This is a genomic window from Salinivibrio sp. VGrn1, assembly GCF_009377995.1.
GTDB classification, from domain to species: domain Bacteria; phylum Pseudomonadota; class Gammaproteobacteria; order Enterobacterales; family Vibrionaceae; genus Salinivibrio; species Salinivibrio siamensis.
In genome coordinates this window covers 29,513-44,572 of record NZ_SATA01000013.1, presented here as the reverse complement: position 1 = coordinate 44,572, position 15,060 = coordinate 29,513, and the positions used below count along the sequence as shown (strand labels likewise).

Below are 15,060 nucleotides of genomic sequence, written 5' to 3'. Positions count from 1 at the left end.
CACCCTAAAGATCAGGCCATTGGCGGGCTTTTACAACCATTCAACTGAGAAAAAACGCAACAAATTGTGAGATCGCGCTCAGTTTGTGGTTAAAGAGCCTCCATACAGCCACACTCAGCGCCACAAACCTTTGCCAGCCGGGCTTCTTTTGAATTAGAGTGACTTCGTCTCTAAAAAACCTAGAAGGGAAGACATAATGAACAAGACCCAACTGATCGACCTGATCGCGGAAAAAGCAGACCTTTCAAAAGCACAAGCGAAAACAGCTTTGGAAGCGACTTTGGGCGGTATTGAAGGCGCCTTAAAAGAAGGCGAGCAGGTACAACTGATTGGCTTCGGTACGTTTAAGCTTAACCACCGTGCAGCACGCACCGGTCGTAACCCACAAACGGGTCAAGAAATTCAAATCGCTGCAGCAAACGTCCCTGCGTTTGTCGCAGGTAAAGCGTTAAAAGACGCGGTTAAGTAAGCACGCATGCTGATGTCGCCATAGCCTCCTGCTATGGCGTTTTTGTCTCTGAGCCCGCCATGCGATTTTACCTCTGTATACTTGCCTTAGTAATGGCACTGACAGGCTGTTCTAGCGGTAAACCGCCAAAGCCCGTCACTCATACTACCGCATTCTCAGCGGGAGATTATCGCGCCGTTTATTGGCTAGATAGCCAACAAGGGCAGGTTATCGGTTTGGCGGAGAAAGCGTGGCAAGGCGATTACGGTCAGTACCGCAGTGAATATGCTTGGCGAGCGGGTAGTCTGCGTGCGTTAAAGCGTGAAGGGAAAAAGCTGGTCGATAACCGCTTGGTGCCCTTTTCGATGCACGTACGGTTTGACGCCAATGGTGAGCCGGTTTTCCAGCGCTATCATCAAGGTGATGCGCTGTTGCCTTTAGACAGTGCGACTTTATCCCGCCTGTATCAAGAAGCGAATCAAATTGAGCGCCAAGCGCAGGCGCAATTAGCCAACAATGTCTCGGTGCTGCAAGCGCAGCGACAAGGTGAATATTGGCTTGATTGCGACGACGACCGTCAGCGTTGGGCATTTCCCGAGACGATGACACCGTCTTTAGTGCAGCGTCTCAACCAGCCTGGCACGTTTGTGATTGCAGGAGGGAGCCCAAGTATCGGTCGCGACCAGATAGACTTTTTGGTACATGTCGAGGGGGAAAAGCGTTGTTTACAGCGCCCTCGCTTACTGGATGAGTAAAGTGAAGAGCGGTGAAAAAATGCGCCTACTTGGCGCATTTTTTATATCATGTGTTGCGACAATTATGCCATTTGCTCGCGTGAAACGGCGCGGTGGGCGATGTCACAGCGGTAGAAACAACCGGGCCAATGAATCAAGGCCGCGAGCGCGTCAGCCCCTTGTTTTGCCGTGGTCACATTCTCACCTAATGCGGTAGCACAGAGTACACGTCCGCCAGCGGTCACGATATCGCCGTCTTTTAGCGCGGTACCTGCGTGAAACACTTTGGCCGTCTCACTATCGGTGGGCAACCCAGTGATACGATCGCCTTTTCGATACTCACCTGGATAGCCACCAGCGGCTAAGACCACACCCACGGCTGCACGCGGATCCCAGTGAGACTCGACCTTATCAAGGCGTCCCTCTGTGCCCGCCAAGCAAAGCGCAGCCAAGTCAGATTGCAAGCGCATCATAATTGGTTGGGTTTCCGGATCGCCGAAGCGACAGTTAAACTCGATCACTTTTGGGGTGCCATCGGCGGTAATCATGAGTCCTGCGTACAAAAAGCCGGTGTAGGGCACACCGTCTTCGTGCATCCCTTTCACGGTGGGCATGATCACCTCTTCCATCACGCGTTGGTGAATCGCATCGGTCACCACAGGGGCGGGTGAGTATGCACCCATCCCGCCGGTATTCAGGCCGGTATCGCCTTCACCGACCCGTTTGTGATCTTGGCTGGTGGCCATGGGGAGCACATGCTCGCCATCCACCATGACGATAAAGCTTGCTTCTTCACCTTGCAGGAATTCCTCGATGACCACACGGTGGCCTGCTTCACCAAATGCATTACCCGAGAGCATATCGCGTACCGCGTCGGTGGCTTCTTGCTCGGTCATTGCCACAATGACGCCCTTACCGGCGGCCAAGCCATCGGCTTTGACCACAATGGGCGCACCTTTTTCAGCGATGTAGGCTAGCGCGGGCTCAACCGTAGAAAAGGTTTGGTAGTCAGCGGTGGGAATACCGTGACGTGCCAAAAAGTCTTTACTGAAGGCTTTTGAGCCTTCAAGTTGTGCCGCTGCTTGAGTAGGGCCAAAGATAGCCAAGCCGTGCTCACGGAAGGCATCGACCACGCCCAAGACCAGTGGCGCTTCTGGGCCCACGATGGTTAAGCCAATCTGTTGCTCGCGCGCAAAGGCCAGCAATCCCTCAACGTCATCAGCAGCAATGGCGATATTGCTGACTTTTTCCTCGTGGGCGGTGCCGGCATTGCCCGGTGCGCAATATACGATTTCAACGTTTGATGACTGCGCGGCTTTCCACGCCAGGGCATGTTCACGGCCACCGCCACCAATCACTAATACCTTCATGTTTTCTCCTTCATACCCACTTAGTGGCGGAAATGGCGCATACCGGTAAAGACCATCGCCATGCCATGCTCATTGGCGGCGGCAATCACTTCTTCATCACGCATCGAACCACCCGGTTGGATCACGCAGGTGATCCCAGCGTTTGCCGCAGCATCAATGCCGTCACGGAAAGGGAAGAAAGCATCGGAGGCCATCACGCTACCGGCCACTTCGAGATGCTCATCGGCCGCTTTAATACCGGCTATTTTCGCCGAGTAGACGCGGCTCATTTGGCCGGCGCCGACGCCAATGGTCATGCTGTCTTTAGCATACACAATCGCGTTCGATTTCACGTATTTTGCCACTTTCCAGCAAAATAGCGCATCGTTTAGCTCTTTGTCTGTGGGCTGGCGCTCAGTGACAATACGCAAATCGTCTAAGCCGACCATGCCTTGGTCGCGGGCTTGGACTAACAAGCCGCCGTTAACCCGCTTGCTATCCCAACCTGTGGTGCGCGTTTGCCATTGACCACACTCGAGAAGGCGTACGTTCTTCTTCGCTGCGACCACCGCTTTGGCGGCGTCACTGACGCGAGGTGCGATGATCACTTCAACAAATTGACGTTCGACAATGGCGTGTGCCGTGTCGCTGTCCAGTTCACGGTTAAAGGCAATAATGCCACCAAATGCTGAGGTAGGATCGGTTTGATAAGCACGTTGATAGGCGCTGAGTAAGTCTTCACCGATGGCAACGCCACAGGGATTGGCGTGCTTTACAATCACGCAAGCAGGCTGTTCAAACTCTTTCACGCACTCTAATGCCGCATCGGTGTCAGCGATATTGTTATAAGACAGCGCCTTGCCCTGTAGTTGGGTCGCCGTCGCTACCGAGGCCTCTTGCGGTTGAGTTTCAGTATAAAACGCGCCTGCCTGATGGCTGTTCTCGCCATAGCGCATGTCTTGCTTTTTGACCCAATGTTGCGTCAGGGTGCGCGGGAATGGCGAGTCTTGGCTCTCTTCGGCGTGATGGTAGGCAGGGACTTGGGTGCCAAAGTAATTTGCAATCATGGCATCGTAGGCCGCGGTGTGCTCAAACGCGGCAATGGCTAAATCAAAGCGCGTGGCATGTGTCAAAGAGTGCTGATGCTGATCCATCTCGGTCAGCACACGATCATAGTCTTGGCTGTTCACCACAATGGTGACGTCGGCATGGTTTTTCGCCGCTGAACGTACCATGGTCGGACCGCCGATATCGATATTTTCGATGGCTTGCTCACGTGTGCAGTCTGGGTTGGCAACGGTCTGTGCGAACGGGTAGAGATTCACCACCACCATATCAATCGGTGCGATCTGATGGCTTTCCATCACCGCATCGTCTTGACCGCGTCGGCCCAAAATGCCGCCGTGAATTTTCGGATGGAGGGTTTTCACGCGGCCATCCATCATTTCGGGGAAGCCGGTATGCTCGGAGACTTCGGTGACCGCGAGGCCGTTTTCTGCGAGTAAACGGGCAGTACCGCCGGTCGATAGCAGTTCGACACCGCGTTGGGCGAGTGCTTGGGCAAACTCGACCACACCGGTTTTATCAGACACGCTGAGTAACGCGCGACGAATAGGACGCAGATTTTCCATGGCTTAGTTCTCTTCACTGACAGATTGAATGCTTATCAAAGCCCATCGTGTCTATCAACATGGATAAGCTTTATTAAATCGCCAATTGTCAAAGCGGCGATATTCTATCTGATTTTGTTTGCGCAATCGATTGCTATTTGCTGATGGCGACACTTTTATTGTTTTTACACTTCAGCTTTTTCTGGTTCTCATGCAATGCTGGTCATAAGGTCGCGGCTTTGCTACAAAAAGAAGGATCAATCGCATTACGATAGAGGAGCGGTGATGACCAAATTGCTGCAAATTGGCGAGCTTGCCAAGCACTGTGGTGTCTCTACCGACACACTGCGTTTTTATGAAAAATCAGGCTTGCTGGCGCCGAGTGCGCGCACCGAAGGTGGATACCGGCTTTATGCCGATGAGGCCATTAGCCAAGTGATGTTCATTTTGCGCGGCAAAGAGATGGGGTTATCGCTTGATGAAATTCACGAGTTGTCCGACATTCGCGAAGAAGCGACCTTACACACTTGTGCAGAAGTAAAAGGGATCACCCAGCGGCGCCTGAATGAGGTCTCAGAGAAGATAGCGGCGCTTGAGCGGGTCAAGCATGCACTGACACGTTTAAATGCCGCCTGCTGCGGTATGGACGACGATGACGCGACCCATTGCTCGATATTGGAAACCCTGGCGGAGAGTGAGGACTCCAACTCATGCTGCTAAAGAGGGAGCACTTATGCGCAGTCAGAGGCAACAAAAACGGGCTAGCCGATTGACGGTTAGCCCGTTTTATCACAACCAAACCAATGGTTGATTAGTTCATGCCGTATTTTTTCAGTTTTTTACGCAATGTACCGCGGTTAATGCCCATCATGGTGGCTGCGCGCGTTTGGTTACCGCGCGTGTATTGCATGATGGTATCCAGCAGTGGCTGCTCAACTTCTGCGAGGACAAGCTCATACAGATCGTTGACTTCCTGGCCATTCAATTGCGCGAGGTAGTTCTTCAAGGACGCTTTTACAGAGTCACGAAGTGGCTTTTGCGTAATTTGATCTTGTGAAGTTACAGTCGTTACTGTCAATGTTTCGGAAGTCAGGTTTTGTTCGAACATATTCTGTCAGCTCTTCTCGTATTTATGCAACGTTGTCGAAGTAGCCTTGCAGCGCATCGATCTGCTGTGGTGCATCTTCGATTGCGTTGAAGGTGCGGCGAAAGTCGCCAATTTGGTCATGCTCTTTTAGGTACCAGCCCACGTGTTTACGGGCAATACGTAACCCTTTGAGCTCCCCATAAAACTGATGAAGCTCTTGAACATGACCCAACAAAATTGTCCTAACCTCTTCTAGTGAAGGGGCAGGCAAGTGCTCACCTGTGGTGAGATAGTGGTGGATTTCGCGAAAAATCCACGGGCGTCCTTGAGCAGGGCGACCAATCATTACCGCATCCGCACCCGTGTAGTCGAGGACATACTGAGCTTTTTCTGGTGAGTCAATGTCGCCATTGGCAATCACCGGAATGGATACCGCTGCCTTGGCAGCCTTAATGCTGTCGTATTCTGCTTCACCTTTGTACATACAGGCACGCGTGCGGCCATGCAGTGCAAGGGCTTGGATGCCACAATCTTCCGCCATCCGGGCGATCTCAACACAATTCTTATTGTCTGGATCCCAGCCTGTGCGCGTTTTGAGTGTCACGGGAACATCCACCGCGTTTACCGTGGCTTTGAGGATTTGCTCAATGAGATCAGGCCGCGTTAGCAAGGCAGAGCCTGCTAACTTTTTATTGACCTTCTTCACCGGACAACCCATGTTGATGTCGATAATTTGCGCCCCGTTTTCAACACAAAACTGCGCTGCGTCAGCCATAAGCTCGGGTTCAGCCCCCGCGATTTGCACCGAACGCAGACCGGACTCGTCAATATGAACCATGCGCTTTTGCGATTTGCTCGTCCGCCACAACGCTGGATTCGACGACATCATTTCGCTAATAGCCATGCCCGCACCATGTGCAAGACATAACTCACGAAATGGTCTATCTGTCACGCCTGCCATTGGGGCAACGATCAAGGGGACATCCAGGGTGTAGGGTCCGATACGCAAAAGCTCTAAATCCTCTTCAGCCGCTCTGAGTCAGCAAGGGCGCGCATTTTACGCATTTTTTCAGCATCTGAAAAGGACAATATTTGAGCATTGATGGCTTGATTTTTACAGCAGTTTTTGTATCGATGGTGTTTCGCTGATTAATCAAGCAGTTCGAGTAGCACGTCAGCCATGGCTTACCGACGACAGTGAATAGGGGCGGTAAGCCAATGGCATCATCATTTGGCCAGTTACTCGGGCAAATGACCGCTGATCCGGCACCACTCTTCGCGCTCGACAATCGGGTCGATAGTGAGACTATCACGGTAATGGTTCGCCACGTCATCCGCTTGAGTTTCTAGCACGCCAGACATCGCCAGCTGACCACCGGGTTTGATCAAGCCTTTGATGACACTCGATAATTCACGCAATGGTCCGGCAAGAATATTGGCCACCACCACATCGGCGTTTAAGTCAGCCGGTTGATCGTTAGGAAGATAGAGGTGAAGTTGGTCGGCGACACCATTGCGCTCGGCGTTATCTTTTGATGCCAGCAGCGCTTGTGGGTCAATATCAATACCAATCACACGCTCGGCCCCAAGTTTAATCGCCGCAATCGCGAGAATGCCGGAGCCACAGCCAAAATCAATCACGGTTTTGCCGCTTAAATCCAGACTATCAAGCCATTCCAAGCATAGTGCGGTGGTCGGGTGCGAGCCGGTGCCAAAGGCGAGGCCCGGGTCGAGCATCACGTTCACCGCGTTGTCATCAGGTACCTCACACCAAGTTGGACAGATCCACAACCGCTCGCCAAATTGAATTGGCTTAAAGTTATCCATCCATGCGCGTGTCCAGTCTTTGTCTTCCAACTGCTCGACTTTATGAGCAAAGTTTTCAGCCAGCAATGGACTGGCTTGTAATACCGCTAACACCGTGCCCATATCGGCTTGAGCATCGAACAAGGCCATGATGTCTGTTTCGCCCCACAAGCGCGTTTCGCCGGGTAAAGGCTCAAATACCGGGGTGTCTTTGGCATCTAAGAAGGTGACAGATAGGGCGCCCGTTTCTTCCATTAGCAGGTCGCCAATCGCTTCGGCGTTGTCAGACGTTGCATTCAGTTTGAGTTGGATCCAAGGCATGGTGTATCTCGTGTCGGAAAATATCTCTCCATTTTATCAAACTGGCACCTAAACCGCTCGTGTTCTCAGCTTCGCAATTTGATTTGCATTTTGCTTTTAACCTTGGTTCTTGTGCGTAATTTGGCAAATTTGCATGGTGATAAAACACACAAGGGGTTGATCATATAGCCTTATAGCGATACGGAACAAAAATTGAACAAAGTTAACGATTGAGGTGTCACGAGTAGCAGATGAGGAGAGAGTATGCGGGATAATGGAGCGGTTACGCAAAAAGAGGTGCGGTTTGAGGGGCGCGGTGAGCTGGTATCGCGCACCGATCTACGTGGCAAGATCCAATACGTTAACGACGCGTTTGTCTCTATCAGTGGTTTTACCCGTGATGAATTAATGGGCAGCGATCACAACCTAGTTCGCCATAAAGACATGCCGCCAGCGGCGTTTGCTGATATGTGGAAAACCATTAAAGCGGGCAATAACTGGCGTGGTATGGTGAAAAACCGCTGTAAAAATGGCGATCATTACTGGGTACAAGCGTTTGTTTCGCCGGTGATTAAAAACGGCAACATGATTGGATTTCAATCGGTGCGCAGCGAGCCAAGCCGCGAAGAGGTTGAGCAGGCTGAGAATTTGTACCAAAAAATGCGGCAGGATCCATCACGGGAATTACCCAAGCCTCCGGTTACTCAGCGCATCCAGCTTCGCCACTTTTTTTACACCGTTTTGGCAGTGATGTGCCTGCTTGGCCTCGCGAGTGGTTATATGGCGTACCGCCAAGACAACTTTGGCGTCATGTGGCTAGTCGGCACCATGGTTGCCTTGTCCGCAGTGAGCACGTGGGTGGTGCAAAAACGTATAATCGACGCCATTAAAATGACCAGTGAGGCGTTAAATAACTTAGCCTCTGGTAACCTTGAAAATGCCAATGAGCCGGTCAGATATGACGAAATGGGCCAGCTGGCGGATAATTTTAAAATGGTAAAAGCACGCTTTGGCGCAGTGATTGGTCAAGTGATTGAAAATACCAATTCGCTTATTGGCCAAGCCGACAAGTTGTCCGATAAAGGACATGGCGTTCAACACTCAATGGAATCGCAGGTAGGGCAGACGACACAAGTGGCCAGTTCTATGTCACAAATGACCTCCACTGTTGATGAAGTTGCGCAAAATATGAATCGCACGGCGGAAACGATTGAACAAACGCAAGCGCGAGTGAATGAGGGCGCGGGCGTCGTTACCCAAGCGACGACGAGTATGGAAACCTTTATTGGCGAACTGGAAGCGACCATTGAGCAGATCCAAAAGAGCGCGGATGAGAGTCAGAAAATCACCACAGTGACAGAGACCATCAGTGATATTGCCGAGCAAACCAATTTACTCGCGCTCAATGCGGCTATCGAAGCCGCTCGAGCGGGCGAGCAAGGACGCGGCTTTGCGGTGGTGGCCGATGAAGTGCGTGGTTTGGCTCAGCGTACACAGCAGGCGACGGGCGACATCCGAGAGATGCTAGAAGGGTTACAATCGGGTATCCGCCAGTCCTCAGAGCGGATTGTGAGTAATAACCAAACGGCACAACAAACCCTCACGTATGTGACTGAGTCCAACCAGGTACTCAATGACATATTGGATAAGGTTAATGATGTCAAACAAATGGGCATTCAGGTGGCAGCGGCGGCTGATCAACAAGCCAGTGTGACCAAGGAGATGAGTGAAGCGGTGGAAAACATTCACACACAAAGCCAAAGTGCCAGCAGTGAAGCAACAGAGACGTCACACATTGCTCGTCAATTGACTGAACAGTCGCATATGTTGAGTGACATATTGAGTGATTTTACCGTCAGTGGACAGTCGTCGAAAAAAGATTTTAGTGCGATTAAAAATGCTCATTTAGCTTGGAAAACCAAAGTAAGAGACTTTTTAAGTGGTGATAGTACCGCCATGAATCGTGAGGTTGCTTGCTCGCATCACAAGTGTGCGCTCGGCCAGTGGTACTATGGCGAGGGTAAGGATCAGTATGGCCACCTCAATAGCTATCGTGCACTCGAGAAACCACACGCTGAGCTGCATCGGACGATAAAATCAATTATTGAACTTGATGAGAAGGGCGATCGCGCGGGCGCAGAAGAGAAATATTTGCAGATTGAACCGCTTTCTAAGCAAGTTGTGGCGGGCATTGAAGCATTAGAACGCGAGATGACATAAAAGCATGAAAAAGCCGCCGGATAAACGGCGGCTGATTATATGTAGTGTCTTATTTAAGACAAACCAAGCTTTTTCTCGAGGTAGTGAATGTTAGCGCCCCCATGTTGGAAGTGCTCGTCATTCATAATATCGAGTTGTAGAGGAATATTGGTTTTAATCCCATCAATGACGGTTTCCGCGAGGGCATTACGCATGCGCGCAATGGCGACATCGCGGTTCTCACCGTAACAGATAAGCTTGCCGACCATGGAGTCATAGTGGGGCGGTACTTGATAGCCTGCGTACACATGTGACTCCCAACGCACGCCCATCCCACCTGGCGAGTGGAAGCGTTCAATCTTCCCTGGACTAGGGATAAACCGCTCTGGATCTTCAGCGTTGATCCGGCATTCAACCGCATGGCCACGAATTTGGATGTCGTCTTGGGTGAACGACAGAGGTTGACCTGCTGCAATACGCAGTTGCTCTTTGACCAAGTCAATCCCGGTCACCATTTCGGTAACGGGGTGCTCGACCTGAATGCGAGTGTTCATTTCAATAAAGTAGAACTCGCCGTTTTCATATAAGAACTCAAAGGTACCTGCGCCGCGATAGCCAATTTCAACGCATGCGCGGCAGCAACGTTCGCCAATGAATTTTCGCATCTCTGCGGTAATACCAGGGGCTGGCGCTTCCTCAACCACTTTTTGATGGCGACGCTGCATCGAGCAATCGCGCTCACCCAGGTGAATCGCCCCGCCTTGACCGTCGGCGAGCACCTGTACTTCAACATGGCGTGGATTTTCCAGGAATTTTTCCATGTAAACCATGTCGTTGCTGAACGCCGATTTGGCTTCAGCACGGGTCATCGCAATCGCATCAACCAATTCAGCTTCGGAGCGAACCACGCGCATTCCCCGGCCACCGCCGCCGCCTGATGCTTTGATGATTACCGGGTAGCCAATGCGCTTAGCAATGGTTTTGTTTTTTTCCTGATCGCTGCCCAATGGACCGTCTGAACCAGGCACACAGGGCACCCCTGCTTTTTTCATCGCTTCAATGGCCGACACCTTATCGCCCATCAAACGGATGGTGTCAGCTTTGGGGCCGACAAAGACAAACCCTGAACGCTCAACTTGTTCGGCGAAATCCGCGTTTTCGGATAAGAATCCGTAACCGGGGTGAATCGCCACCGCGCCGGTAATTTCAGCCGCGCTGATAATGCGGGGAATGTTGAGGTAACTTTGGTTGCTTGGCGCTGGGCCAATACACACGGTTTCATCGGCGAGCAACACGTGTTTAAGATCACGGTCTGCGGTAGAGTGCACCGCGACGGTTTTAATCCCCAGCTCTTTACACGCACGTAAAATGCGCAGTGCAATTTCACCGCGGTTAGCAATTACAATTTTATCTAACATGCGCCCTCGCTTATTCGATGATCACGAGTGGTTCGTCGAATTCAACGGGCTGACCGTCTTCACATAGAATCGCTTTGACCACACCGCTCTTGTCGGCTTGGATTTGGTTCATCATCTTCATCGCTTCGACAATGCACAGAGCATCGCCTTCATTCACCTGGCTGCCGACTTCAACAAATGCGGCAGACTCAGGGCTTGGAGCGCGATAGAAGGTACCGACCATTGGGGAAAGCACTTGGTGTCCCGTCGGTTGTGGTGCACTTGCAGGCTCAGCAGCCGGCGCTTCAGGGGCGGCTGGCGCGGGGGCCGGGGCCGCTGGTGCCGCGTATTGCGGGGCGGCCATTTGTACCGGTGCAGCAGGGGAAGAGCGGCTGATACGAACTGACTCTTCACCTTCGGCAATTTCTAGCTCGGAGATGCCAGACTCTTCAACAAGTTCGATCAGTTTCTTAATCTTACGGATATCCATGATAGGTCTCTTCTATATGTTTTGTTTTACTCAGCCGCAAACGCTAAATGACGCGCGGCCGCTGTTAAGGCGAATTCATAACCATCAGCGCCAAACCCGCTGAGCACCCCGACGGCTTTGTCTGATAAGTACGAGTGATGCCGGAAGGGCTCTCGGGCATAAACATTCGACAAATGCACTTCGATAAAGGGGATACTCACACCCAGTAAAGCGTCACGCAGGGCTACGGAGGTGTGGGTCAGCGCGGCTGGGTTGATGATGATAAAATCCACGGTCTCCATCTCTTGGTGGATTTTATCGATAAGGCTAGCTTCGCTATTGGATTGAAAGTGTTCAAGATTGAGCCCCAAGGTCGTGGCTTGTGCCTCGAGAGCCGCCATGATTTGGCCAAGCGTTTGGGCGCCGTAATGTTCGGGCTCACGCTGACCGAGCAAATTAAGGTTTGGGCCATTTAACACTAAAACTTGGTTTCTTGTAGACATCTTGACGCTTACTTCTCCTATTCGCTGTTATTGTGCAGCTTAACGCGGATTCCAGCCGATGGACATGTTATGACGGCGCATACCATGCAATTTTGTCCTTACTGACAGCAATTATAGAGACTTCAGCGCAAATCGCAGCAAAATACTGGTCTAATCAGCACAGTTTGTCTGTTAGCGATATCAAAAGGGTTGCTCGTCGGCGGTTTGATGCGGGATGACACCGCAAGTCCCTACTTTTTGTGTGATTGCGAGGGAGGGAAAGAGTTCAGTTTACCGTGTGCTGGGGATCAAAAAAGCCGCCCGAAGGCGGCAAAGGTTGCTAAGCAATCTTTCGTTAGGGTTAAACCACACTTTCTTTTTCTGCGATAAGCTTATCGACCACACTAGGATCGGCCAATGTGGAAGTATCGCCAAGACTACCGGTATCACCAGTGGCGATTTTGCGCAGAATGCGACGCATGATCTTGCCTGAACGGGTTTTAGGCAGTGCATCCGTCCAGTGGATGAAGTCGGGTGTCGCAATGGGGCCAATCTCTTTGCGCACCCACTCTTTGACTTCCTTGTGGAGTTCGGCGCTGGGCACTTCACCCGCATTGAGGGTGATATACGCATAGATCGCTTGGCCTTTGATATCGTGTGGCACACCAACAATCGCGGCTTCGGCAATCTTATCGAATGCGACGAGCGCCGACTCGATCTCTGCCGTTCCCATCCGGTGCCCCGAGATATTGAGGACATCATCGACACGGCCGGTTATCCAGTAATAGCCATCTTCATCGCGACGCGCCCCATCGCCGGTAAAGTACATCCCTTTAAAGGTGGAAAAGTAGGTTTGCTCAAAGCGGTCATGATCACCGAAGACGGTGCGCATTTGTCCTGGCCACGAGTCAAGCATGACCAGGTTACCCTCGGTGGCACCGTCGAGTATATTGCCCATGTTATCCACTAATGCAGGCTGTACGCCAAAGAAAGGACGGGTTGCCGAGCCTGGTTTCAACGCGGTGGCGCCCGGTAGCGGGGTAATCAAGATCCCACCGGTTTCTGTTTGCCACCAAGTGTCGACAATCGGACAGGCTTGGTTCCCTATGGTGCTGTGATACCACTCCCAAGCCTCTGGGTTGATGGGTTCACCCACCGAGCCCATGATCCGCAGTGAGTCGCGTTGGGTGCCCGCGACCGCTTCGTTGCCTTTTGCCATCAGTGCGCGAATCGCGGTGGGCGCGGTGTAAAGAATATTCACTTGGTGCTTATCGACCACTTCGCTCATGCGTGCCGTGCTTGGATAAGTGGGGACACCTTCAAATAAGATTGTTTTCGCACCATTGGCAAGCGGACCATAGACAAGGTAGCTGTGACCGGTGATCCAGCCGACATCTGCGGTACACCAGAACACGTCTCCCTCTTGATAGTCGAAGACATACTTAAAGGTCATCGCCGCGTACACCAGATAGCCACCGGTCGTGTGCAGTACCCCTTTTGGGGTGCCTGTGGAGCCTGATGTGTAAAGAATAAACAAAGGGTCTTCGGCTTTCATCTCTTCGGCGGGGCAGTCGTCTGACACCTTCGCGGCGGCCTCGTGCCACCACACATCACGATGACTGTGCCAGTCAATGTGTCCCCCGGTGCGTTGGTACACCACCACTTTTTCAATCGATTTCACTTTGGGGTTTGCTAGGGCATCATCGACGTTTTTCTTCAGGGGCACCGCACGGCCACCACGTATCCCTTCATCGGCTGTCACCACCACTTTGGCATTGGAGTCAATAATCCGACCGGCCAATGCTTCGGGAGAAAAGCCGCCAAATACCACGGTATGCACCGCACCGATACGGGCGCACGCCAGCATCGCGACGGCGGCTTCCATCACCATCGGCATATAAAGACACACCACATCGCCTTTTCTTACGCCGTTATCTTTTAGGACATTGGCAAATTGGCATACCTGCTGGTGGAGTTGGTGATAGGTGAGCGTGGCATCGTCTTTGGGGTCGTCGCCTTCCCAAATCAAGGCAACCTGATCGCCTCGCGCCTTGAGGTGACGATCGATACAGTTGGCTGCGACGTTGAGTGTGCCATCTTCAAACCAGCGGATATCCACGTGGCCGGTATCAAACGAGGTGTGTTTGACTTTGGTATAAGGCGTCATCCAATCCAGAATTTGCCCGTGCTCGCGCCAAAAGCCTTCTGGGTCGGCCACTGACTGCTGATAGAGTGCTTGATACTTGGCTTCATCCGCGTGTGCCTTTTGTGCTATTGAAGGCATGACGGGGTATACGTGACTATCGCTCATCCTGTTTCTCCTCGTGTCCGCGATGCTCCACGCGGCGCTTCCATGTCATGAGATGTCAGGCGTTACCGCTGCCTGGCAAACGAAAACCATGCAGTAAAGATGTGACATATCGGGACGTCCGACAATTAGACTTTAGGATGACCCCATTGATTTTTAAGCGATTTGCGCAGTTGTCAGGCCAGATAGTGGGGGCTAGATCCCACTTTGTCTTTGCGTTCGTGCGCAAGTCGCGGCTTCGATGCGTTATTTGGATTGCAGCATGGGCATCTCACCTTGGGTGAGGCGGACATAAATCAATGCGGCGGCGAGCGCATCATCCAATGCATCATGCCGGGCCGGCAAAGGGACATCGAGGTGACGACTAATGGCTTCCATGCTGATGTCGTGATAGGCATTAGGTAGCAGGCGATCGAGTTTGCGTTGATAAATATCACTGACTTCAATCAGAGGGTTGGGGAGAGGAAAGCCGAGAAAATGCCGCGCGTAGCGATCGAGAATACTTTTATCATAACGAATGTGATAGCCGACCAATGGATGATTACCAATAAAGTCGACCAGTGCGGTGATTGCTTGATCTGCAGTGACACCGTGAACCAGATCCTGGTGGCGCAGACGATGAATTCTGACCGAGCCGGCGCTCAAACTCTCTGGCGCGGCCAGTGTCAAGGTGAGAGCGTGACTGGTGAGGATCCGATTGCCTTTAATCGGAGTGGCCGCAATCGTAACCAGCTCTGCACGGCGCGGATCCAAGCTGGTCGTTTCACAGTCCAGTGAAATCAGCGTGCTTGAGTCGGGGGGCAAAAATAAGTCCCGATAGGGTGAGTGTCGTAGACGATGACGGTACCAATGCCGAGTCAGCCAATTCAAA

14 protein-coding genes are annotated in these 15,060 nt (G+C 52.0%); 4 read left to right on the top strand and 10 right to left on the bottom strand.

Annotated features, from left to right (window positions below; all coding sequences use genetic code 11):
* Positions 1-196 precede the first annotated feature (196 nt).
* Positions 197-469, top strand: coding sequence for a nucleoid-associated protein HU-alpha (gene hupA / locus EHW56_RS14480; RefSeq protein ID WP_046074522.1), 273 nt, complete (start codon positions 197-199; stop codon positions 467-469).
* A 59-nt stretch (positions 470-528) separates the two neighbouring features.
* Positions 529-1,203 carry a DUF1481 domain-containing protein gene (locus EHW56_RS14475; RefSeq protein ID WP_152797119.1) on the top strand — a complete coding sequence of 225 codons (675 nt, stop codon included), beginning with the start codon at positions 529-531 and terminating at the stop codon, positions 1,201-1,203.
* Between the two features lie 62 nt (positions 1,204-1,265).
* On the opposite strand, the gene purD is transcribed toward EHW56_RS14475, so the two are convergent.
* Both purD and purH read right to left on the bottom strand, forming a co-directional pair.
* Positions 1,266-2,552 (bottom strand): phosphoribosylamine--glycine ligase, encoded by a 1,287-nt coding sequence (gene purD, locus EHW56_RS14470; RefSeq protein WP_152797121.1) that lies wholly within the window; start codon positions 2,550-2,552, stop codon positions 1,266-1,268.
* 20 nt (positions 2,553-2,572) lie between these two features.
* Positions 2,573-4,162 (bottom strand): bifunctional phosphoribosylaminoimidazolecarboxamide formyltransferase/IMP cyclohydrolase, encoded by a 1,590-nt coding sequence (gene purH, locus EHW56_RS14465; protein ID WP_152797123.1) that lies wholly within the window; start codon positions 4,160-4,162, stop codon positions 2,573-2,575.
* 273 nt (positions 4,163-4,435) lie between these two features.
* Between purH and zntR the strand changes: the two genes are divergently transcribed.
* Positions 4,436-4,861 carry a Zn(2+)-responsive transcriptional regulator gene (gene zntR, locus EHW56_RS14460; RefSeq protein WP_369795702.1) on the top strand — a complete coding sequence of 142 codons (426 nt, stop codon included), beginning with the start codon at positions 4,436-4,438 and terminating at the stop codon, positions 4,859-4,861.
* Positions 4,862-4,952: 91 nt separating this feature from the next.
* Here the strand turns inward: zntR and fis are convergent, their stop codons facing one another.
* The 3 genes from fis to prmA all read right to left on the bottom strand — a co-directional run bounded on the left by fis (position 4,953) and on the right by prmA (position 7,355).
* On the bottom strand, positions 4,953-5,249 hold the full coding sequence (gene fis, locus EHW56_RS14455) for a DNA-binding transcriptional regulator Fis (protein ID WP_021024113.1): 297 nt from the start codon (positions 5,247-5,249) through the stop codon (positions 4,953-4,955).
* A 22-nt stretch (positions 5,250-5,271) separates the two neighbouring features.
* Positions 5,272-6,237, bottom strand: coding sequence for a tRNA dihydrouridine synthase DusB (gene dusB, locus EHW56_RS14450; RefSeq protein WP_046074526.1), 966 nt, complete (start codon positions 6,235-6,237; stop codon positions 5,272-5,274).
* A 230-nt stretch (positions 6,238-6,467) separates the two neighbouring features.
* On the bottom strand, positions 6,468-7,355 hold the full coding sequence (prmA, locus tag EHW56_RS14445; protein ID WP_046074527.1) for a 50S ribosomal protein L11 methyltransferase: 888 nt from the start codon (positions 7,353-7,355) through the stop codon (positions 6,468-6,470).
* A gap of 243 nt (positions 7,356-7,598) precedes the next feature.
* Between prmA and EHW56_RS14440 the strand changes: the two genes are divergently transcribed.
* Positions 7,599-9,554 (top strand): methyl-accepting chemotaxis protein, encoded by a 1,956-nt coding sequence (locus EHW56_RS14440; RefSeq protein ID WP_152797125.1) that lies wholly within the window; start codon positions 7,599-7,601, stop codon positions 9,552-9,554.
* A 53-nt stretch (positions 9,555-9,607) separates the two neighbouring features.
* Here EHW56_RS14440 and accC read toward each other — a convergent pair whose 3' ends face one another.
* The 5 genes from accC to EHW56_RS14415 form a co-directional block, all read right to left on the bottom strand.
* Positions 9,608-10,951: an acetyl-CoA carboxylase biotin carboxylase subunit gene (accC, locus tag EHW56_RS14435; RefSeq protein WP_046074529.1), complete on the bottom strand. Its 1,344-nt coding sequence runs from the start codon at positions 10,949-10,951 to the stop codon at positions 9,608-9,610.
* A gap of 10 nt (positions 10,952-10,961) precedes the next feature.
* Positions 10,962-11,420: an acetyl-CoA carboxylase biotin carboxyl carrier protein gene (accB, locus tag EHW56_RS14430; RefSeq protein ID WP_046074530.1), complete on the bottom strand. Its 459-nt coding sequence runs from the start codon at positions 11,418-11,420 to the stop codon at positions 10,962-10,964.
* 26 nt (positions 11,421-11,446) lie between these two features.
* The gene (gene aroQ, locus EHW56_RS14425) at positions 11,447-11,902 is read right to left on the bottom strand and encodes a type II 3-dehydroquinate dehydratase (protein WP_077666938.1); all 456 of its coding nucleotides are present in this window, start codon (positions 11,900-11,902) and stop codon (positions 11,447-11,449) included.
* Positions 11,903-12,242: 340 nt separating this feature from the next.
* Positions 12,243-14,192 (bottom strand): acetate--CoA ligase, encoded by a 1,950-nt coding sequence (gene acs / locus EHW56_RS14420; RefSeq protein WP_077607351.1) that lies wholly within the window; start codon positions 14,190-14,192, stop codon positions 12,243-12,245.
* A gap of 243 nt (positions 14,193-14,435) precedes the next feature.
* The gene (locus EHW56_RS14415; RefSeq protein WP_152797126.1) at positions 14,436-15,059 is read right to left on the bottom strand and encodes a 3'-5' exonuclease; all 624 of its coding nucleotides are present in this window, start codon (positions 15,057-15,059) and stop codon (positions 14,436-14,438) included.
* Between the last annotated feature and the right edge of the window lies 1 nt (position 15,060).

What these genes read in the sequence shown, in the direction of transcription:
- aroQ (WP_077666938.1), bottom strand. Translation starts at nt 11,902, where the DNA reads ATGTCTACAAGAAACCAAGTTTTAGTGTTAAATGGCCCAAACCTTAAT.
- accC (WP_046074529.1), bottom strand. Translation starts at nt 10,951, where the DNA reads ATGTTAGATAAAATTGTAATTGCTAACCGCGGTGAAATTGCACTGCGC.
- prmA (WP_046074527.1), bottom strand. Translation starts at nt 7,355, where the DNA reads ATGCCTTGGATCCAACTCAAACTGAATGCAACGTCTGACAACGCCGAA.
- EHW56_RS14440 (WP_152797125.1), top strand. Translation starts at nt 7,599, where the DNA reads ATGCGGGATAATGGAGCGGTTACGCAAAAAGAGGTGCGGTTTGAGGGG.
- hupA (WP_046074522.1), top strand. Translation starts at nt 197, where the DNA reads ATGAACAAGACCCAACTGATCGACCTGATCGCGGAAAAAGCAGACCTT.
- fis (WP_021024113.1), bottom strand. Translation starts at nt 5,249, where the DNA reads ATGTTCGAACAAAACCTGACTTCCGAAACATTGACAGTAACGACTGTA.
- EHW56_RS14475 (WP_152797119.1), top strand. Translation starts at nt 529, where the DNA reads ATGCGATTTTACCTCTGTATACTTGCCTTAGTAATGGCACTGACAGGC.
- accB (WP_046074530.1), bottom strand. Translation starts at nt 11,420, where the DNA reads ATGGATATCCGTAAGATTAAGAAACTGATCGAACTTGTTGAAGAGTCT.
- purH (WP_152797123.1), bottom strand. Translation starts at nt 4,162, where the DNA reads ATGGAAAATCTGCGTCCTATTCGTCGCGCGTTACTCAGCGTGTCTGAT.
- acs (WP_077607351.1), bottom strand. Translation starts at nt 14,192, where the DNA reads ATGAGCGATAGTCACGTATACCCCGTCATGCCTTCAATAGCACAAAAG.
- purD (WP_152797121.1), bottom strand. Translation starts at nt 2,552, where the DNA reads ATGAAGGTATTAGTGATTGGTGGCGGTGGCCGTGAACATGCCCTGGCG.